18 protein-coding genes are annotated in these 20,486 nt (G+C 42.0%); 10 read left to right on the plus strand and 8 right to left on the minus strand.

Features of this window, described 5'->3' with window-relative positions:
• Nucleotides 1-28: 28 nt before the first annotated feature.
• Nucleotides 29-2,470: a beta-galactosidase GalB gene (gene galB, locus Q0486_RS10255; protein ID WP_299232677.1), complete on the minus strand. Its 2,442-nt coding sequence runs from the start codon at nt 2,468-2,470 to the stop codon at nt 29-31.
• A gap of 365 nt (nt 2,471-2,835) precedes the next feature.
• On the opposite strand from galB, the gene clpB reads away from it, so the two are divergent.
• Nucleotides 2,836-5,424, plus strand: a complete 2,589-nt coding sequence (gene clpB / locus Q0486_RS10260; RefSeq protein WP_154043005.1) for an ATP-dependent chaperone ClpB — start codon at nt 2,836-2,838, stop codon at nt 5,422-5,424.
• A 36-nt stretch (nt 5,425-5,460) separates the two neighbouring features.
• Here clpB and Q0486_RS10265 read toward each other — a convergent pair whose 3' ends face one another.
• From Q0486_RS10265 to Q0486_RS10285, 5 genes are read right to left on the minus strand one after another with little or no spacing between them, the layout of a single operon-like run.
• Nucleotides 5,461-7,107: a C69 family dipeptidase gene (locus Q0486_RS10265; RefSeq protein WP_299232683.1), complete on the minus strand. Its 1,647-nt coding sequence runs from the start codon at nt 7,105-7,107 to the stop codon at nt 5,461-5,463.
• A 24-nt stretch (nt 7,108-7,131) separates the two neighbouring features.
• Nucleotides 7,132-8,766 carry a M23 family metallopeptidase gene (locus Q0486_RS10270; RefSeq protein ID WP_299232686.1) on the minus strand — a complete coding sequence of 545 codons (1,635 nt, stop codon included), beginning with the start codon at nt 8,764-8,766 and terminating at the stop codon, nt 7,132-7,134.
• Between the two features lie 22 nt (nt 8,767-8,788).
• The gene (gene tatC / locus Q0486_RS10275) at nt 8,789-9,589 is read right to left on the minus strand and encodes a twin-arginine translocase subunit TatC (RefSeq protein ID WP_299232689.1); all 801 of its coding nucleotides are present in this window, start codon (nt 9,587-9,589) and stop codon (nt 8,789-8,791) included.
• A 2-nt stretch (nt 9,590-9,591) separates the two neighbouring features.
• Nucleotides 9,592-9,798: a twin-arginine translocase TatA/TatE family subunit gene (gene tatA / locus Q0486_RS10280; protein ID WP_299232692.1), complete on the minus strand. Its 207-nt coding sequence runs from the start codon at nt 9,796-9,798 to the stop codon at nt 9,592-9,594.
• A 14-nt stretch (nt 9,799-9,812) separates the two neighbouring features.
• Nucleotides 9,813-10,322 carry an ECF transporter S component gene (locus Q0486_RS10285; RefSeq protein WP_299232695.1) on the minus strand — a complete coding sequence of 170 codons (510 nt, stop codon included), beginning with the start codon at nt 10,320-10,322 and terminating at the stop codon, nt 9,813-9,815.
• Between the two features lie 384 nt (nt 10,323-10,706).
• Between Q0486_RS10285 and Q0486_RS10290 the strand changes: the two genes are divergently transcribed.
• The 7 genes from Q0486_RS10290 to Q0486_RS10320 all read left to right on the plus strand — a co-directional run bounded on the left by Q0486_RS10290 (nt 10,707) and on the right by Q0486_RS10320 (nt 16,254).
• Nucleotides 10,707-10,991 carry a LysO family transporter gene (locus tag Q0486_RS10290; RefSeq protein WP_154043010.1) on the plus strand — a complete coding sequence of 95 codons (285 nt, stop codon included), beginning with the start codon at nt 10,707-10,709 and terminating at the stop codon, nt 10,989-10,991.
• Complete coding sequence (locus Q0486_RS10295; protein ID WP_299232701.1) at nt 10,981-11,607, plus strand: lysine exporter LysO family protein; 627 nt, start codon at nt 10,981-10,983, stop codon at nt 11,605-11,607. The genes Q0486_RS10290 and Q0486_RS10295 overlap by 11 nt, the downstream gene beginning before the upstream one ends.
• A gap of 103 nt (nt 11,608-11,710) precedes the next feature.
• Complete coding sequence (locus tag Q0486_RS10300; protein WP_299232703.1) at nt 11,711-12,739, plus strand: PhoH family protein; 1,029 nt, start codon at nt 11,711-11,713, stop codon at nt 12,737-12,739.
• A 39-nt stretch (nt 12,740-12,778) separates the two neighbouring features.
• Entirely contained in the window at nt 12,779-13,723 is a 945-nt protein-coding gene (locus tag Q0486_RS10305; RefSeq protein ID WP_204391103.1) for a phosphoribosylaminoimidazolesuccinocarboxamide synthase, read from the plus strand.
• A 68-nt stretch (nt 13,724-13,791) separates the two neighbouring features.
• Nucleotides 13,792-14,532 carry a bifunctional demethylmenaquinone methyltransferase/2-methoxy-6-polyprenyl-1,4-benzoquinol methylase UbiE gene (gene ubiE, locus Q0486_RS10310; RefSeq protein ID WP_299233058.1) on the plus strand — a complete coding sequence of 247 codons (741 nt, stop codon included), beginning with the start codon at nt 13,792-13,794 and terminating at the stop codon, nt 14,530-14,532.
• An 18-nt stretch (nt 14,533-14,550) separates the two neighbouring features.
• Nucleotides 14,551-15,294: a shikimate dehydrogenase gene (locus Q0486_RS10315; protein ID WP_299232707.1), complete on the plus strand. Its 744-nt coding sequence runs from the start codon at nt 14,551-14,553 to the stop codon at nt 15,292-15,294.
• Nucleotides 15,295-15,303: 9 nt separating this feature from the next.
• Nucleotides 15,304-16,254, plus strand: coding sequence for an alpha/beta hydrolase (locus Q0486_RS10320; protein WP_299232710.1), 951 nt, complete (start codon nt 15,304-15,306; stop codon nt 16,252-16,254).
• A gap of 166 nt (nt 16,255-16,420) precedes the next feature.
• On the opposite strand, the gene Q0486_RS10325 is transcribed toward Q0486_RS10320, so the two are convergent.
• Nucleotides 16,421-18,358 (minus strand): NAD(+) synthase, encoded by a 1,938-nt coding sequence (locus Q0486_RS10325; protein WP_299232713.1) that lies wholly within the window; start codon nt 18,356-18,358, stop codon nt 16,421-16,423.
• Nucleotides 18,359-18,534: 176 nt separating this feature from the next.
• Between Q0486_RS10325 and Q0486_RS10330 the strand changes: the two genes are divergently transcribed.
• Nucleotides 18,535-18,957, plus strand: coding sequence for a transcriptional repressor (locus Q0486_RS10330; RefSeq protein WP_299232716.1), 423 nt, complete (start codon nt 18,535-18,537; stop codon nt 18,955-18,957).
• A 48-nt stretch (nt 18,958-19,005) separates the two neighbouring features.
• Entirely contained in the window at nt 19,006-19,557 is a 552-nt protein-coding gene (locus Q0486_RS10335) for an NADH peroxidase (protein ID WP_287677722.1), read from the plus strand.
• Nucleotides 19,558-19,648: 91 nt separating this feature from the next.
• Here Q0486_RS10335 and Q0486_RS10340 read toward each other — a convergent pair whose 3' ends face one another.
• Nucleotides 19,649-20,389: a UDP-2,3-diacylglucosamine diphosphatase gene (locus Q0486_RS10340; RefSeq protein ID WP_299232720.1), complete on the minus strand. Its 741-nt coding sequence runs from the start codon at nt 20,387-20,389 to the stop codon at nt 19,649-19,651.
• Nucleotides 20,390-20,486: the final 97 nt, after the last annotated feature.

Consider the following 20,486-nt stretch of genomic DNA (forward strand, 5'->3'; position numbering starts at 1 on the left):
ATTTTTTATTTAAGTTACTTAATCAAGCTTATTTTATAATACTTATTTCCTGTACGGCAGGTCTGAGATGACCTCCATAAACCTTGAGTTTGGCCTTTCCGGCTTTAGTCGTAGATTGCAATACAACTACCAGTTTCCCATTAAAGACACGCATATAATCGGATGCGAAAGAGGTCTGGTCTGTAGGATCGCCATTACATACGGCTTTCAGTGTGGCATCGCCTTCGACATCGAAAAACAACAGGTTATCGGCCCTGGGACAAAGATTTCCATCTTTATCAAGTACCTCTACGGTAACGAATGCCAAATCCTTTCCATCTGCAGATATTTCCTTACGGTCAACCGTAGTTTTTATCCTGAACGTGCATCCCGCAGTCTTTATGGTTTCAGTATCGGCAATACTACCATCTTCATGATAAGCCACTACCTTGATTTCACCTGGTTGATATACCACATCATTCCACATGAGCCTATAGCGTTCGTACTTACTGTTTTTGTTTTTCTCACGAATTCCCATACTTGTCCCGTTTACAAACAATTCCGCTTTCGGATAATTGGTATAACAATAAACAGGGACATTCTGTCCGATACGTTCTTCCCAGTTCCAATGAGGCAATACATGAAGGACAGGCTTATCGCTCCATTTGCTCTGGTAGAGATAGAAACGATCTTTCTTCAAACCTGCCAAGTCCACAATGCCGAAATATGAGCTGCGTGCTGGTGTACCTTCATTGTAGGGAGTAGGCTCGCCCAAATAATCGAATCCTGTCCAAACAAATTCACCGGCAATGAATTCACAATCGTCCTGCTGTTCAAATTCAGTATCAGGAGTAGATGCCCAACCTGGATATTCCAAATCGTAGGAAGAAACGTGATAGTCATCATAATAAGCACTACGCCATTCCTTTACAGGAAACTTATATTCACCACGTGAGCTGACGGTAGACGCAGTCTCACTGCCATAAATAGTAAATTCAGGGTATTCCTCATGTTTCTTTTTATAATCACGGGCTTTATAGTTGAATCCCACCAAATCAACTTCTGCAGCCAATCCGTTCCTGATAGCATCATTATGAACATTGAATCCTGCTGTAACGGGGCGTGTAGGATCTTCCCTATGACAGATTCCGGTCAGGAAACGTGCCACTTCTGCTCCGTTTACATCCTTCTGTTCCCTGATTTCATTTCCTATACTCCACATAATGACACAAGGATGATTACGGTCACGATGAATCATGGCCATAAGGTCACGTTCTGCCCACTTGTCGAAAAGTGTATTATATCCGTTGACATTCTTTCCTATACGCCATTCATCGAAAGCCTCAACTTGAACCAGAAATCCCATTCTGTCGCAAAGTTCCAGTAGTTCAGGTGTAGGAGGATTATGCGAAGTACGGATAGCGTTACATCCCATATCCTGCATTATCTGAAGCTGACGTTCCAAAGCACGATAGTTAACAGCAGCGCCCAAAGGTCCCAGGTCGTGATGAAGACACACGCCTTTAAGTTTTACATGTTTGCCATTCAGGAAGAATCCTTTTTCTTTATCGAATTTTATGGTACGGAAACCTACCGGAGTATCGTATGTGTCAACTAATCTGTTATCCATATATACATTAGAGACCAACTTATACATATACGGATTCTCAACACTCCACAATTCAGGATTACTAATAGTAAACTTATGAGTGAATGTGAGTTCCTGAGATGAAATGTTTTTTACTGAAGATACCTTCTTTACCGTTTTTCCATCGGCATCCAACAATAATGATTCAAGTTTCACCTTGACACTCTTTTCTGTGGCATTGGCAACCCTCGTCCGAATATCCATACTTGCCTTTCTGGATGAGACGCTTGGAGTAGTTACATAAGTTCCCCAATGGTCTACGCTTACAGGGTCTGTAATAACAAGACGCACATTACGATAAAGTCCCGCACCAGGATACCAGCGTGATGACTCCGGCTTGTTTTCCAATCTTACAGCGATAATATTTTCACCGGCATAATTCCATTTGTCAGTAATATCAAAAGCAAACGAAGAATATCCATATGGCCATTCACCTACAAACTCGCCGTTAAGATAGACCTTAGCGAGGCTCATTGCACCATCAAACTCTATCCGTATCCTTTTTCCGGTCATATCTGCATGAGACTTAAAGACAGTACGATAATATCCGATACCAAAAGCAGGCAAAGCACCTGTCCTTCCTGTACGAATTTTCGGAACCTCATCGCCATCTTCCAGTACTTGTACGGATTGCATATCGATACGCATATCGAATGGCTTGTCAATTGCCCAATCATGAGGAACAGTTACATTCTCCCAACCTGTATCATTAAAATCACTTTCAACAGCTCCGGCAATTTCACCAAAATGAAATTTCCATTTTTCCAACGGCTTGATTTCCCGCGCTAAGGCAGAGAGAGAGAACAAAACAGAAAACAATAATATATTAAACTTATTTTTCATAGGTAAAACATTTTTATTTTATGATACAAAAATACCTATTATATCCACAATGAACAAAAAATTCTATTCATTATAGTTTATTCTTTATTGCTAACCGTTTTCGTATAATATTTTCATCTAATTATCTCTCATATAAAATCATGACAAATTGTTCACGAAAAGGACAAAATTGCAGTCTTAAACGCTAAGTATCTGACATTTAGACATATAATCATAGAAAAAATTATTTTGGCAAGAATTTTGGAGTAATATAAGCGTAATAAAAAAACGAAAGGTAAAAACAAGGATAACAACAAGGTATTGGAACAATAGGTAAAAAGATTCTTGGATAACAATAAAGTATAAAATAAGAAAGGAGAATATATATGAATTTCAACAACTTTACAATCAAATCGCAAGAGGCTGTTCAGGAGGCTGTGAACTTGACACAAAGCCGAGGACAGCAGGCCATAGAGCCGGAACATATACTTGCGGGCGTATTGAAGGTGGGCGAAAACGTAACCAACTTCATATTCCAGAAGCTTGGAATAAACGGCCAGCAGGTAGCTACAGTTCTTGACCGTCAGATTGCATCTCTGCCTAAGGTTTCAGGTGGTGAAGCTTATCTGAGCCGCGATACGAACAATGTATTGCAGAAGGCAGTTGAGTACTCAAAAGAACTTGGCGACGAGTTCGTTTCACTTGAAGCTATACTTCTGGCTTTGCTCAATGTGAAGAGTACAGTGGCAACTATTCTGAAAGATGCCGGAATGACCGATAAGGAATTGCGTGCCGCAATCAACGAACTGAGACAGGGACAGAAAGTTACTTCGCAGTCAAGCGAGGACACTTATCAGTCACTTTCAAAGTATGCGATAAACCTGATTGAGGCTGCACGTACAGGAAAGCTGGACCCGGTAATCGGTCGTGATGAGGAAATCAGACGTGTACTTCAGATTTTGAGCCGCCGTACAAAGAACAACCCTATCCTGATAGGTGAGCCAGGTACAGGTAAGACAGCTATCGTGGAAGGTCTGGCACAGCGTATCCTGCGTGGCGACGTGCCTGAAAACCTGAAGAACAAACAGTTGTTCTCACTCGATATGGGTGCATTGGTTGCAGGTGCCAAATATAAAGGTGAGTTCGAGGAAAGACTTAAATCCGTAATCAACGAGGTAACAAAATCAGACGGTAACATAATATTGTTCATCGATGAAATACATACCCTGGTAGGTGCTGGTAAAGGCGAAGGTGCGATGGATGCCGCAAACATTCTGAAACCGGCATTGGCCCGTGGCGAACTGAGAAGTATCGGTGCTACCACACTTGACGAATATCAGAAGTATTTCGAAAAGGATAAGGCCCTTGAACGTCGTTTCCAGACTGTAATGGTGGACGAGCCTGATACTCAGAGTTCTATTTCAATCCTTCGTGGTCTGAAGGAAAGATACGAGAACCATCATCAGGTACGTATCAAAGACGAAGCTATCATAGCAGCAGTTGAATTGAGTAACAGGTATATCACAGAACGTTTCTTGCCGGATAAGGCTATCGACCTTATGGATGAGGCAGCAGCAAAACTGCGTATGGAACGTGACTCTTTGCCTGAGGAACTTGACGAGATTGAACGCCGATTGAAACAGCTTGAAATCGAGCGTGAGGCTATCAAACGTGAAAAGGATGAAGCAAAACTTGCACAGCTTAACAAGGAGATTGCCGAACTGAAAGAACAGGAGACTTCTTACAAAGCCAAATGGCAAAGTGAGAAAGAACTTGTAAATAAAATTCAGCAGAACAAAAAGGAAATAGAACAACTCAAGTTCGAAGCCGACAAGGCTGAACGTGAGGGTGACTATGGACGTGTAGCTGAAATACGTTACGGCAAGTTACAGGCTTTGGAAGCTGAAATCAAGAATATTCAGGAAGATCTGAAACACAAGCAGGGCGACAGCGCCATGATTAAGGAAGAGGTTACTGCAGAAGACATTGCTGATGTGGTATCACGCTGGACCGGAATACCGGTAAGCAAAATGCTGCAAAGCGAACGTGAGAAACTTCTTCATCTGGAAGACGAACTGCATAAGCGTGTAATAGGTCAGGACGAGGCTATTCAGGCTGTATCCGATGCCGTAAGACGTAGCCGTGCAGGATTGCAGGACCCTAAACGTCCAATAGGCTCATTCATCTTCCTCGGTACAACCGGTGTAGGTAAGACTGAGTTGGCCAAGGCACTGGCAGAATATCTGTTCGATGACGAATCACTGATGACGCGTATAGATATGAGTGAGTATCAGGAGAAACACTCTGTGTCAAGACTTATCGGAGCGCCTCCGGGATACGTTGGTTACGATGAAGGCGGACAGTTGACTGAGGCAGTAAGACGTAAACCTTACTCTGTAGTATTGTTCGACGAAATCGAGAAAGCTCATCCTGACGTGTTCAACATCCTGCTTCAGGTATTGGACGATGGTCGTCTGACAGACAACAAGGGACGTACGGTGAACTTCAAGAATACTATCATAATCATGACTTCAAACTTGGGAAGCTCATACATACAAAGCCAGTTTGAGAAAATCACTCCGATGAATCATGACACGATAGTAGAGGAAACCAAGAACGAAGTGATGAATATGTTGAAAAAGACTATCCGTCCTGAGTTCCTGAACCGTATAGATGAGACTATCATGTTCTTGCCATTGAACAAGAATGAGATAGAACAGATTGTACGTCTGCAGATAAACGGCATTAGAAAGATGCTTGAAGAGAACGGTGTACAACTCCAGATGACTGACCAGGCTGTAGATTTCATAGCTACAGCAGGTTATGACCCTGAATTCGGTGCCCGTCCTGTGAAACGTGCAATACAGCGTTATCTGCTCAACGACTTGTCTAAGAAACTTCTTTCACAGGAAGTTGACCGCACAAAACCAATCATAGTGGAACGTGGTGGAGACGGATTAAGTTTCCGCAACTGATAATAAACAGAAAAAGAGGCCCTCGGGCCTCTTTTTTTATTTCAATTCTTTAGATTTATATCTGTCTCCTGTAGCCTTAACTACTTCCTTCAAGAATTCTTCAGGATAACCCGGACGTTCCAATGGAGCGCAGTTTCCAGTTTCAGGAGCAACCATCTTGCCGTTCTTGACTTTCTTTCTTGCACCGTCATTATAACGCACGATAAGGAACTCGGCAAGTTTTTTCCAGCGGTCAACTGTTGTACGGGCAGTCATGTCAGTATAGTTTGTAAGGAAATCCTTAGCCTTTGCAGGGTCTTCCTGATACAACTTAAGTGCAGCGGATTCTATTCCTGACTGGGCAGATTCGAAAGTATCTTCAAGTTCTTTCTGTACGGCACGCATATCGTCTATCATCAGGCTGTAACGAGGACGGATCATATCTGCCACCCAGTTGTAAATCCAGAAAGCAGAATCCCATGAAAATGTGATGCAGTCACCGTTTCCTTCAGCGTATGGAACAGGAATTCTGTCTGTGCAGCAGTAAACCGGAGTAAAGACAGTCATGTTTGCATCATCAAGTCCGAACCACAACACACCGCCTACAGGGTCTGGCAGGTTTGCACGCATCTGTGCCACGAAAGAGAATGCACTCTGCTGTGTAGAGATAGGGCGTTCGTTAAAATATTCCACTCCGTCAACCTTGAATGTAAGAGGAGAAAGACGATAAGGAGTCTCGAAAGGACCTGCACCCATATCCTTAGTGATGTCAAGCGGTGTACCTTCGTAATGGTCGCGCATTGCTCTCTGAACATCGCGTACAGAAAGTTTTGAATCAGCCTTTATATAAAGTGGCATAGGCTCTTTGCTTTCGCCAAGGATATATGGAAGATAAGCATCGCCTGTTGTCTTGCTGAACATATTGTAGAAACTCCATACACGTGCCTCGCAGAAACGGAGACCGCTGAAATCAAGCGGACAATATGCATCGGCAAAACTGAAATCAGAGTTCTTGCCATTAAAATATCCTTTTTCACGAGCGAACGAAATTACGTCCGGAGAATAAAGGCAGTTGTCCTTGTCATTAAGATTGAATTTGTGGATACGGCTCTGGTTGGCATGGGCAGCAATACAGTCGTCCGGAATGCGGACTGCCACCCATACTGCACCTTTGATGCCTGGACCCTTACCAATCATCTCCATAATCCATGCCTCATTAGGATCGGCAATAGAGAATGATTCACCGCTACTGTAATAGCCGTATTCCTTAACAAGGTCAGTCATAACCTTGATGGCTTCCTTGGCAGTGCGCGAACGCTGTAGAGCTACATAAATCAGGCTTCCGTAGTCCATGATACCTGTAGTATCGACCAGTTCAGGACGACCGCCGAATGTAGTCTCGCCGATAGTAACCTGATATTCGTTCATATTACCCACTACATTGTATGTCTGCTTTGCTTCCTTGATCTGTCCGAGATACTTGCCTGTATCCCAGTCGTGAATATCACGCATGGCACCATCAGGATGTGTAGCTGCAGGATAGTGATACAGCCATCCGAACATACCGTAAGAGTCGGCAGAATAAGACACTATTACTGAACCGTCGGCAGACGCTTTCTTACCGACAATAAAGTTGGTACAAGCCCAACCGTTTACTACAAAGGCTGTAAGCAACACCACAGCCATCAACAATCTGTTTGTCATAAGCGTTTGTGATTGAATAGTTATTTAGAAATTTAATTGTTTACGTGTTTCGTTTCCGCAATTGTCGGTTACCACGACTTCCAGCTTGTGAGGAACTCCCCTCTTTACTTTTTCCTTATCCTGAATGACAAGAATACCTTTCTTCAGACCGAAGAGAACAAACTTTCCGTCGATATATACTTTGTAACTTTTTATACCGGTAGCCCAATCATAAATCTTGAAGCGTATATTCGAGGTAGAACGCCATTTCGCCTTATCAAGAGGAACTACTTTTGGAGGAACTGTATCTATAGCCACGGAATATTTTCCAAAGTTACGCACCTTAGCCCTCATCCAGCCATTGTCGTATTCGCCTCCTACATAATATGATCTTTTACCTTCAGTCTGCCTGATATAATATTTATCGGGAGATACAGTATTCAGTTTTCTTACTCCTATAGCCAAAGGACAATAACCGTGAAGCGGAGTGTTACCTGCGTCAATGTCATATTCAAGCGAAACGGCTGTTGTGTCTTCGGCTGTAATGCCAACACTTACCTCCGTATCATCGTAAAGCATACCTTTCGGTATAATGAATTCCATACCGGGACGCTGGATAATGGCCGTATGAGAAGACTGCAACAGTTCCTCTCCTTTCATACGGTATTGCGGAATATCCTGCCTTTTCCCTCTCACGGTAAAACGGTATTTACTCTTATTTCCGAAATTATCCTCGAGGACATAAACGAACTTATAATCCCTTTCGCTGTCTATATTCACAACACCCCTATCCTGGCCTACATAATGCAGACGCAGCTTGTTTCCGGGCGACTTATACGAACGCATCATCAATCTGCGCGAACGTATAAGTTCGTCATAATCGGTAAAGGTATTTATCATTCTGTTTTCATCGGGAAGAACCCTGTCCGTCTTACTGTTGAACACTTCTACTGAATCAACATACAGAGTGACGGAATGTACACCATAGAAATTGGACGTACCGTCCATATAATCCTTGGCACTGATGGCAGCATATATCTGCCCCCAAGCTGTGACAGGAGATTTTATTGATGCTGCCGGATAAATCTTTTTATTGGTAGAGCCTTCCACAACTCCCTTACCCTTTACAGGATAAAGTCCTATAAAGCTTGCCTTCGGAGCCCTGGTATCCTTTATCCTACTACTAAAATACGGCATAGGGTCAAGATATTCATCTGTACCGGTTTTTCTGATTTCAAGATGAAGATGAGGACCGGCAGAAGAGCCTTCATTACCGCTCAACGCTATGATGTCGCCCTTCTTGAACTTGAAACGTCCCGGTTCAGGATAGAGGTAGCAGACGAAAGTCTCGTTGGCATACTGATATTCCCTTACGTATTTCTCTACTTCTGGAGCAAACGATATGACATGACCATAGACGGATGTATGTCCGTCTGGGTGAGTGATATATATAGCCTGTCCGTATCCTCCATGCTGGACAGCAACACGCGACACATATCCGTCGGCAATACATCTTACAGGATGCCCTACAGTTCCTTTTGTCTTGAAATCAAGGCCGTTATGAAAATGGTTTGGTCTCAGTTCGCCGAAATTGGCGCTGAGTAATAGAGGAAAATCCAATGGCGCACAATACTTTATTGTATCACCGGCATATGAAGCCGAGGCAACACAACAAAGCATGACAAAAAAAGTTTTTCTTAAATCAATCATCGACATTCTTATCAACCTTTCTAACTATAAGAATACTTGCTTCGTATAATACAAATATAGGTACTGAAACAAGCAACAATGTAAATACATCAGATGTAGGAGTAATCACAGCCGCCACTATAAGTGCCACAACGTATGCATGCTTTCTGTATTTCTGCATGAACGAAGAATGCAAAACCCCTATCTTGGCAAGGAACCAGCAAACTACAGGTATCTCGAAAACTATTCCCATTAACAGGCTCAGAAGCATCAGCGTATCGATATACGACGAAAGCATTATTGTGTTCTGAACATCAAGGCTAACCTGATAAGATGCCAAAAAACGGAATGTAAGCGGGAATATGATAAAATAGTTTACCAATACACCGATAATAAACAACAGATACCCACTCGTTATCACACGAACTGAATATTTGCGTTCATTCTCATATAACGCAGGCGAAATAAAATGAAACAGTTTGTATATAATATATGGTGAAGCCACTATCAGACCTGCATATACGGACACCATGGCATGCATCATAAACTGACCGGCCAACTGGGTATTGATGAGCGTGGAACTGAATTCGCCAGGACACAGACCCGGCATACCAAGCAACTCTGACAAACGACATAGAAACCTATAAAAAATGAAATCGGATTCCTTAGGTGCCAGTACAACAGCAAAAAGCTGGTCCTTAAAACAAAAGCCTACTATGGTGAACAACGTTACCACACCAACTATACGGAAAAGCACACCTCGCAGCTCCTCCAAGTGGTCCCAGAATGTCATCACTTTATCGTCCTGTTCCACCTTTACTGCGCTTTCTTATCCTTGTTTTCTTTATCGGACATCTCGATATCGTCCTCGATACCTTTCATTCCGTCCTTGAAACTCTTTACTCCTTTACCTAATCCTTTCATCAATTCAGGTATCTTCTTTCCTCCAAACAAAAGCAAAATGATAAGTCCGATAAGAAGAACTTCCTGCATACCAACTCCCAACAATAATAATGTTGTCATAATTTTTTATGAATTTAAATTTTTGAAATCGATTTTAAAAGCCAATATCCTCCGAATATCTGAAGAAGCATTCCCGGAACACCAATTCTGAAATCCTGAAGAGCAGCATCAAGACTACCACTGATGGCCCATTCTGCCATTCCGCCTATTATCTGATAAAACAAGACGACACCTATAAGAGACAATATTGAAAGTTTACCTGTGCGTCCTGCCAAAAATCCTGCTGCCACCGCAAGCAGTACAGACTTACATATTATAGCCGGAAGCAAAGCCGGTACAGGCATTCCGAAGAAAAATGAATTTACAAGAGGGGAAAGAATCGCAACAAGCAAGCCTAACTTCATACCATATTTATATGCTCCCACCAAAGTAAAAAAATAAATAGGCAACATTGTAGGACCACCAAGATGTACCAGATGGCATAACTGAGGCAAAAGAATATTTCCCAGAATGAAAAATACAGAAAACAGATATGTCCTGCTCTGTCTGTAGGATAAAGAAACAAAGTTAAATGCTGTATTCATATCAAATATAAATGTTTACATTATTAATATTTGCAAAGTTATTACTTTCATACAATTATCAATCATATAATGAATGAAATAATTTCTGTGAGGAAGGAAAAACTTATAAATATTTGGAAAATATGCATTTTAATCTTACCTTTGCATCGCAAAACAAAATAAACTGACTACCGATGAACAAACTTCTGACATACATACAGCCTCACACTCCACTCCGAATTTATTTTACATTCGGACATCGTAGTGCGTCCGTTCATTGGTTCAGCGGATTCGAATAAACATAACTGTTACACAATCATTTCATTTTCAAATTCTAATCCAGAGGTATATCATTATATATCTCAAGGCAATCATATTCTCTCATTTTTTTAATATAGTACAGTTATGTTTACAATAATAGGAACAATGTTTACAGGAATTATCCTGGGTTATATTTTCAGAAACTTGGATTTTCTGAAAAAGACTGAAAAGACTATCTCTTACACTATCATATTGCTTTTGTTCATAATGGGACTGTCCGTAGGCTCGAACGACAGAATAATCGAAAACCTCGGAAGTTTCGGATGGCAGGCGGCAATAATAGCATTCTCGGCTACTTGCGGAAGCATCATCGCAGCATGGCTGGTACTGACTCTGTTTTTCAAGAAAGGAGAAAGCCATGAAGGGTAGTCTGATTGTTCTTCTGTTTTTTATGGCAGGGTGCATATTGGGAGTACTGGACATAATACCTCTCGACTTGCATAAGAGCAATCTGTCTATGTATATACTGTATGCACTTATGCTGCAGGTGGGACTGAGCATAGGTTCGAGCAAGGATCTGAAGTCTATAGTAAAGGATATACGTCCTAAATATCTGCTCATACCTCTTGCCACTATTATCGGCACACTGCTGTTTTCGGCATTTGCCAGTCTGCTTCTTTCGCAATGGAGCATTTTCGACTGTCTGGCTGTGGGTAGCGGATTTGCCTATTACTCGCTGTCATCAATACTGATCACACAGTTCAAGGAAGCATCGCTCGGCATTCAGCTTGCTACGGAATTGGGAACCATAGCCCTTCTGTCGAATATTTTCCGAGAAATGATGGCTCTGCTGGGAACACCGCTGCTGGTGAAATATTTCGGCAAACTGGCACCTATATCAGCTGCCGGAGTAAATTCCATGGATGTAGTACTACCTATTATAACAAGGTATTCAGGAAAAGACATGATTCCCGTAGCAATTTTCCACGGGATATTGATAGACCTTACGGTACCGTTTTTCGTATCATTTTTTTGCCGGCTTTAGTCATAAGCCGGCATTTTTTATACCTGTTTGTACATAACAATCAAAAGGATTCATTAAATTTGCAGAAAAATATACAAAACTAAAGGATATTGAATTTGACTGAATGATAGAAAAACATATTGTACTTGAAGATATCGATCCGGTTATCTTCTATGGCGTGAACAACGTCAACATGCAAATGATTAAAGCTCTGTTTCCCAAACTGAGGATAGTGGCTAGAGGAAATGTCATAAAGATAATGGGAGACGAGGAGGAAATGTGTGCCTTTGAAGAAGCTGTGACAGCACTGGAAAAACACTGCTCGATATACAATTCGCTAAACGAGGAGGTTATTCTGGACATTGTAAAAGGCAAAAACACAAAAATAGAAAAGAACAGCGAGGCAATCGTGTTCAGCGTCACCGGAAAACCTATCATTCCGAGAAGTCCTAATCAGCTGAAACTGGTAAAGGATTTCGAAAAAAACGATATGATATTCGCCATAGGACCGGCCGGTTCGGGCAAGACTTATACCGCAATAGCTCTGGCCGTGAGAGCTCTCAAAAACAAGGAAATCAAAAAAATCATATTAAGCCGTCCGGCTGTAGAAGCAGGAGAAAAACTGGGATTCCTGCCGGGAGATATGAAGGACAAGATCGACCCGTATCTGCAACCGCTGTACGATGCTCTGCAAGACATGATTCCGGCTGCCAAACTGAAGGAGTACATGGAACTGAACATCATACAGATAGCTCCACTGGCTTTCATGCGCGGACGTACGCTGAACGACGCGGTAGTAATCCTTGACGAGGCTCAGAACACTACTACCCAGCAGATAAAGATGTTCCTCACCCGTATGGGTATGAACACCAAGATGATTATCACAGGCGATATGACGCAGATAGACCTTCCTTCATCGCAGACATCCGGCCTGGTGCAGGCTATGAAAATCCTGAAGGGAGTGAAAGGCATCAGTTTCATAGAGCTAAACAAGAAAGATATCGTAAGACATAAACTTGTGACAAGAATTGTGGAGGCTTACGAGAAATTCGAGGAGAAAGTAAAATCTGAGAAAGCGGAGAAAGCAAAAGCAGAAAAAGAAGAAAAGGACAAGGTTGAAAAAGCAGAAAAGAAAGCAGCGTCAAAACAATAATATAACTAACATATTTACTTCCTAAAATATATAGAAAAGATGAGTAAAGCATTAACAAAAACAGACTTCAACTTTCCTGGTCAGAAGAGTGTTTACCACGGAAAAGTTCGCGATGTTTACAACATCAACGGTGAAAAATTAGTCATGGTTGCAACAGACCGTATCTCGGCATTCGACGTTGTATTGCCTGAAGGTATTCCTTACAAAGGCCAGATGTTGAACCAGATTGCAGCCAAATTCCTTGATGCTACAACTGACATCTGTCCAAACTGGAAACTCGCTACTCCGGACCCAATGGTCACTGTAGGTGTAATGTGCGAAGGTTTCCCTGTAGAAATGATTGTTCGCGGTTACTTGTGCGGTAGCGCATGGCGTGCCTACAAGAGTGGTGTTCGCGAAATCTGCGGTGTGAAACTTCCTGAAGGTATGCGCGAAAACCAGAAATTCCCTACACCAATCATCACTCCTACTACTAAGGCTGAAATGGGTATGCACGACGAAGATATCTCTAAAGAAGAAATCCTCGCTAAAGGTCTTGCTACTCCTGAAGAATATGCTACACTGGAGAAATATACTCTGGCTCTGTTCGAACGCGGTACAAAAATGGCAGCAGAACGTGGTCTTATCCTCGTTGACACTAAATACGAATTCGGTAAGCACAACGGTCAGATTTACTTGATGGACGAAATCCACACTCCAGATTCAAGCCGCTACTTCTACTCAGAAGGTTACGAAGAACGCTTCGAAAAAGGCGAACCTCAGAAACAGCTTTCTAAGGAATTCGTACGTGAATGGCTGATGGCTAACGGTTTCCAGGGCAAGGAAGGACAGACTGTTCCTGAAATGACTCCGGAAATAGTAAACTCTATCAGCGAACGTTACATCGAACTTTACGAACACATCACTGGTGAAACATTCGTAAAGGCTGATACAGCCGAACTCGCATCACGCATCGAAAAGAACGTTACTGAATACTTGAAATAATTATGACCGGGCGGGCTCCTTCCCGCCCATCATATATTCTATCCACAAATCCTACACTAACTCACAACATGTCAAACTATCCTCAAGAAAACATTAAACCCTATAATCAGGACGAAAGCAAAGCTGCACAGGTAGAAAAAATGTTCGATAATATCGCTCCTACTTACGATAATCTGAACCACGTCCTTTCGCTTGGTATAGACAAGAGCTGGAGACGTAAAGCTATCAATATGCTCAAGCCATACAGCCCGAAACACATGATGGACGTAGCTACAGGTACAGGCGATTTTGCCATACAGGCTTGCCGCGTGCTTCAGCCTGACGAACTTATAGGTACAGACATCTCGGAGGGTATGATGAATGTAGGACGTGAGAAAGTGAAACTGTCGGGACTGGACAAACAGATTTCCTTCGCCAAGGAAGACTGTACTTCTCTCTCATTCCCTGACAGCAGATTCGATGCCATAACAGTGGCATTCGGAGTACGCAACTTCGAGAATCTTGACAAAGGTCTGACAGAAATGCACCGCGTTCTGAAAGCCGGGGGCCATCTGGTCATACTTGAACTGTCGGAGCCGGAAACATTCCCAATGAAACAGCTTTATGCCATATACTCGAAAGTCGTAATTCCTACAATAGGAAAATTACTATCGAAAGACAACAGTGCATACACATACCTGCCACAATCAATTAAAGCTTTCCCACAGGGAGAAGTGATGCAACAGATTCTATACAAGGCAGGATTCAGCAAAGTGACATTCAAAAGACTCACACTGGGGATTTGCACACTCTACTTTGCAACAAAATAACTTAAAATTTTTACTACGATGAAGAAATTCGGTTTAATCGGCTACCCTTTGGGACATTCGTTCTCAAAAAACTTTTTCAACGAGAAGTTTCATTCGGAAAATATTGATGCAGAATATGTAAACTTCGAAATACCTTCCATAGAGGAATTCAACAAGATAATCAAGGCTAATCCTACCCTCTGCGGATTGAATGTGACCATTCCTTACAAGGAACAAGTGATAGGATATCTTGACGAACTTGACAAAGACGCGGCTGCTATAGGAGCCGTAAACGTGATAAAAATAGAAAGGAATAAGGGAAAACTGAAACTGACTGGCTATAACTCTGATGTTATGGGATTTACACAGTCTATAGAATCGCTGCTTGAACCACACCACAAGAAGGCTCTTATATTAGGCACAGGAGGGGCATCGAAAGCCATCAATTATGGACTTCACAAACTGGGACTTGAAACAAAGTTCGTATCCAGAGCTAAAAGAAACGAAAATACAATTACATACGATGACATTACTCCGGAAATAATGAAGGAATATAAGGTGATAGTGAACTGTACACCTACAGGCATGTATCCCAAGGCAGACGAATGCCCTAATATTCCATACGATTGTCTCACTCCGGAACACTTGCTCTACGACCTGCTATACAATCCGGACACCACGCTATTTATGAAAAATGGTTCGGACAGAGGAGCAACAGTCAAAAACGGACTTGAAATGCTTCTGTTGCAGGCTTTCGGCGCATGGGATATCTGGAACAAATAATATCAAAACATGAAACGCAAAAGATTAATAATCATCCTTGCTGTAATAATCATTGTAATAGCAGGCGGATTGGTGGGCGGAAGTCTCTACATGATAGACTATTCTCTTCGCCCCGAAAACAGAGGCAAGGACCTTGCAGGTTCGGAAACTTATATGCGAGACACCTATCCTCAGATAAACGGTTGGCTGGACAGTCTTCAGGGAAACCAATTGCTGAAAGATACTTTCATCACAGCACCGGACGGAATCAGACTGCATGCTTACTATGCATACGCATCTCGTCCTACGAAAAAGACAGCGGTTATAGTACATGGCTATACAGACAGTGCCATAAGAATGTTCCACATCGGGTATATGTACAATCAGTCTTTAGACTACAACATCATAATCCCTGACCTGAGATACACAGGACTGAGCGGAGGAGATGCAATACAGATGGGTTGGCTGGACCGTCTTGATGTAAAGGAATGGATAAATCTGACTCCGGGAATCTTCGGTGACTCTATCCAGGCTGTTGTGCACGGAATATCAATGGGGGCAGCAACTACTATGATGACCTCGGGTGAAGTCTTACCTGAATATATCAGATGTTTTGTAGAGGACTGCGGATATACCAGCGTTTGGGAACAGTTCAAAAAGGAACTTAAAGAGCAGTTCAATCTGCCGGCATTCCCATTGCTATACACCGCCAGCTGGATTTGCGAACTTCAGAACGGATGGAATTTCCATGAAGCTTCTGCTATAGAACAAGTAAAGAAATGCAAGAAACCGATGTTCTTCATACATGGCGACAAGGATGATTTTGTTCCTACATATATGGTAAACGAAGTATATGCCGCGAAATCAGAGCCGAAAGAAATATGGATTGTGCCTGAGACTGACCATGCCACATCGTATAAAAACTATCCTGAAGAATATACAAAGAGGGTAAAAGCGTTTACTGATAAGTATATCAACTGATACAAAATCATTGAATCTATAAAAAGAAAGCGTAACACGTACGTGTAACGCGTGAAACACGAACGTGCAACGACCGTAACACGAACGTGTAACGCGCGTAACACGTACGTGTTACGATAATTATATCAAAGCATTCTACAGTAAATTTCAAAGAATCCAATCATTTTTATCCTACAAGTTCCTCACATTCCTTGAGCCACATTGCCGCACTGGCATCACTAGGCATACGCCAGTCGCCTCTAGGGCTGAGTGATACGGAACCTACCTTAGGCCCGTCAGGAAGACATGAGCGCTTGAACTGCTGGTTGAAGAAACGGCGACAGAAGTTGGTTAGCCATTTCTTTATTGTAGTACTGTCGTATGTTCCTCTGAAAGCAATCTCTGCAAGATAGAAAATCTTTGCAGGACGCATACCGAATCTGAGGAAATAATACAGGAAGAAGTCATGAAGTTCATACGGGCCAACCAAGTCTTCAGTCTTCTGCTTGATATTTCCGTTTTCGTCGGCAGGAATAAGTTCCGGACTGATAGGAGTATCTATAATGTCAAGCAGAGTGTTACGGGAAATTACATCTACACCGGTCTGAGCCACCCAGTTTACAAGATAGCGTACCAACGTCTTAGGGATGCTGGCATTCACACCGTACATAGACATATGGTCGCCATTATAAGTAGCCCAACCAAGAGCAAGTTCAGACAAGTCACCGGTACCAATCACCAGACCGCCAATCTTGTTGGCATAGTCCATAAGGATTTGTGTACGTTCGCGTGCCTGGCCGTTTTCGTATGTAACATCATGGATAGACATGTCGTGCTCAATATCCTTGAAGTGCTGTATGCAGGCATCCTTGATGCTGATTTCCTTGGTAGTAACCTGAAGAGAACTCATCAGTGTAAGGGCATTGTTGTATGTACGGTCTGTTGTTCCGAATCCCGGCATTGTGATACCTACTATACCCTTACGCGGCAATCCCAGCTTGTCGAAAGTCTTTACACATACAAGAAGAGCGAGCGTAGAATCCAGACCTCCGGATATTCCCACTACCACAGTCTTGCAGTTTGTGTGTACAAGTCGTTTTGCGAGCCCTGCCACCTGAATAGAAAATATCTCTTCACATCTTTCGTCAAGAATCTTTCCGCCTGCAGGTATGAACGGATGAGGATCTACATATCTTGTAAGCGACAAATCACGGCTGTTTACAAGCTCAGACTGAATATGCTGTAGCTCTCCTGAAGCGTATGCCCTGACACTTGCAGCAAATGTGGTATTTACAAGACGTTCCCCACGCAGACGTTCCACATCTATTTCACTGACAACCAACTGCTCGTTGAATGAAAAACGTTCAGCCTCCGCAAGCAGGGTTCCATTCTCATAAATAAGTGCATTGCCGGCAAACACCACGTCTGTTGTAGATTCTCCAAAACCGCTTGAAGCGAAAACATATCCTGCCAGACAGCGTGCAGACTGCTGTGCCAGCAACGAACGCAGATATTGATGTTTTGCGATGTTCTCAGTATCAGCAGACATATTGAATATTATCTCTGCTCCTTTTAGTACCAGTTCGGAACTTGGAGGAACCGGAGCCCATACGTCCTCGCATATTTCTATTCCAAAACATGTATCCGACGTATCGAAAAGCAGATTCTTGCCAAACGGCACAACCTGTCCGCATAATCTTATTGAAGAAACTCCGGTATATGTAAGTGATGATGCGAACCATCTCTGCTCATAGAATTCCTTATAATTGGGAAGATAAGTTTTAGGCACTACTCCAAGAATCTTTCCTTTCTGAAAGACTACGGCACAATTAGCCAAAGTAGAATTAACAACTACCGGCATGCCTACTATAGATATAATATCCAGTTGGCGTGTATTATTCATAACCTGCATCAAAGCCATTTCAGCCTGTTCTATCAGCAGTTTATGCGAAAACAGATCGCCACATGAATATCCCGTGAGGTTCAATTCAGGAAAAATAACTATCTGCACACCCTTACCGTCAGCCACCATAATCTGTGTCTCAGTCTGTTGCGCATTGAATTTACAGTCGGCCACTCTTACCGCCGGTATAGCAGCCGCCACTTTTACAAAACCAAATTTCATATAATTTGTTATATATAATGTATAGTCTGTGCAAAAATACAAATTATTCCTTTGCACAGCGGTTAAGTTAAAAGTAAAAAAAACAAAAAAGTAAGTTTGGAACTTGTAGTTTAGAAAAAAGTTTGTATCTTTGCCATTGAAATAAAATTGTAATAATTACAGAATTGAAAGAGAGTATGAACGTTTACGAATATTTGCTTAGTTATGACATCAAGCCATCCGTACAACGCATCGCAATTATGGACTATCTCCTGAAGCATCATACTCATCCGTGTATTGATGAGATTTATATGGCTTTGCATGATGATATTCCTACCCTTTCAAAAACAACTGTATATAACACTTTGAAGTTGTTTGTTGAACATGGAGCCGCAAAGATGCTTACGATAGACGAGCGTAACGCTTGTTTCGATGGCGATACATCTGCCCATGCACACTTCCAGTGCAAATGCTGCGGTAGGATTTTCGATATGCCAATGCATATAAACGAAAATGAGATGAATGAAATGACAGAAAAAGGATTTAGCGTGGAAGAAGTCCACAGCTATTACAAAGGTGTCTGTCCTGAATGTAGAAATAACAATTCCGACAAAAACTAAAGTCGGACTGAAAATATTAATTTAACAACTAACTAACTTATTACTATTATGAAGAAATTTATCTGTACAGTATGTGGTTACATCCACGAAGGTGATTCAGCTCCTGAAAAGTGTCCATTGTGTAAGGCTCCAGCTTCTAAGTTCAACGAAATGGTTGAATCAGAAGGCGGTCTTGAATTCGTTGACGAACACGTTATCGGTGTAGCTAAAGGTTGCGATGAAGAAATGATTAAAGACCTTAACAACCACTTCATGGGCGAATGTACAGAAGTAGGTATGTACTTGGCTATGAGCCGCCAGGCTGACCGCGAAGGCTATCCAGAAGTAGCTGAAGCTTTCAAACGTTACGCTTGGGAAGAAGCTGAACACGCTGCTAAGTTCGCTGAACTTCTTGGCGACTGCGTATGGGATACTAAGACTAACCTTGAAAAGCGTATGAACGCTGAAAGCGGTGCTTGCGCTGACAAGAAACGTATCGCTACTCGCGCTAAAGCTCTTAACCTTGACGCTATCCACGATACAGTTCACGAAATGGCTAAGGACGAAGCTCGTCACGGAAAAGGTTTCGAAGGTTTGTACAACAGATACTTCAAGAAATAATTTACTATTACAGAATAGGTTTATGCCAGGCATATCTAAAGATATGTCTGGTATTTTTTATTATCACATCAAAAAAAGGAATAAGTCAGAATTATGCCATCAGGACTTTCCAGTTCTGTTCTTCATCTTCTATCAGAACAGATTTATTCTCAATCCAGTCGCCCGAATTAAGATAGCGGATATTTCCAAGATGAGTATCTTCAGGGTGATGTATATGCCCGCATATAATGCCGTCGTAATTATTTTTTACGGCAAAATCTGTTATCTGTTTCTCAAAATTAGTAAAGTTTGAGACAAGTTTTTTTGTCCATCGCTTAATTACCTGAGCGAAAGAAAACGGCTGCTTATGGCGAAAAGCTCTGTATTTATTATAGAACTCATTCAAGAAAAGAAGGAACTCATAGCATGAAGCTCCAACCTTGGAGAGCCATGTAGCTTTACGGTTAACGGTATCGAAACAATCACCATGAGTGACGAAGAATTTCTTGCCTCCACTAATCAGTGTAAAATCTCTTAATACTTTTATACCTACTATCACTTTATCTACATACCTCTGCATGAAGTCATCATGATTGCCGTATGTATAAATAACATCAGACGTGCTGTTTTTCATCATCTCCGATATGGTACGGAACAGACGCATAAGGTCACTTCTCCAAGCGCACTTTGGATGCTTGTGTATGTACCACCCGTCAATAATATCACCGTTCAGAATCAACCGTTCGCACGATACCGAACGAAGAAACTGAATAAGTTCATTTACCTTGGCATGAGGCATTCCCAAATGAAGGTCTGATAATATTATTGTCTTGTAATGTTTTTTTAACTGCATTGCCGTTTCTTTATAGTGATACAAACTTACAAAAAAAATACTTATATAGTAAGTTTATAGCAAGAAAAAAAACGAACCCACAACAGTATAAATCATA

This window comes from uncultured Bacteroides sp., from assembly GCF_937912035.1.
Lineage (GTDB): Bacteria > Bacteroidota > Bacteroidia > Bacteroidales > Bacteroidaceae > Phocaeicola.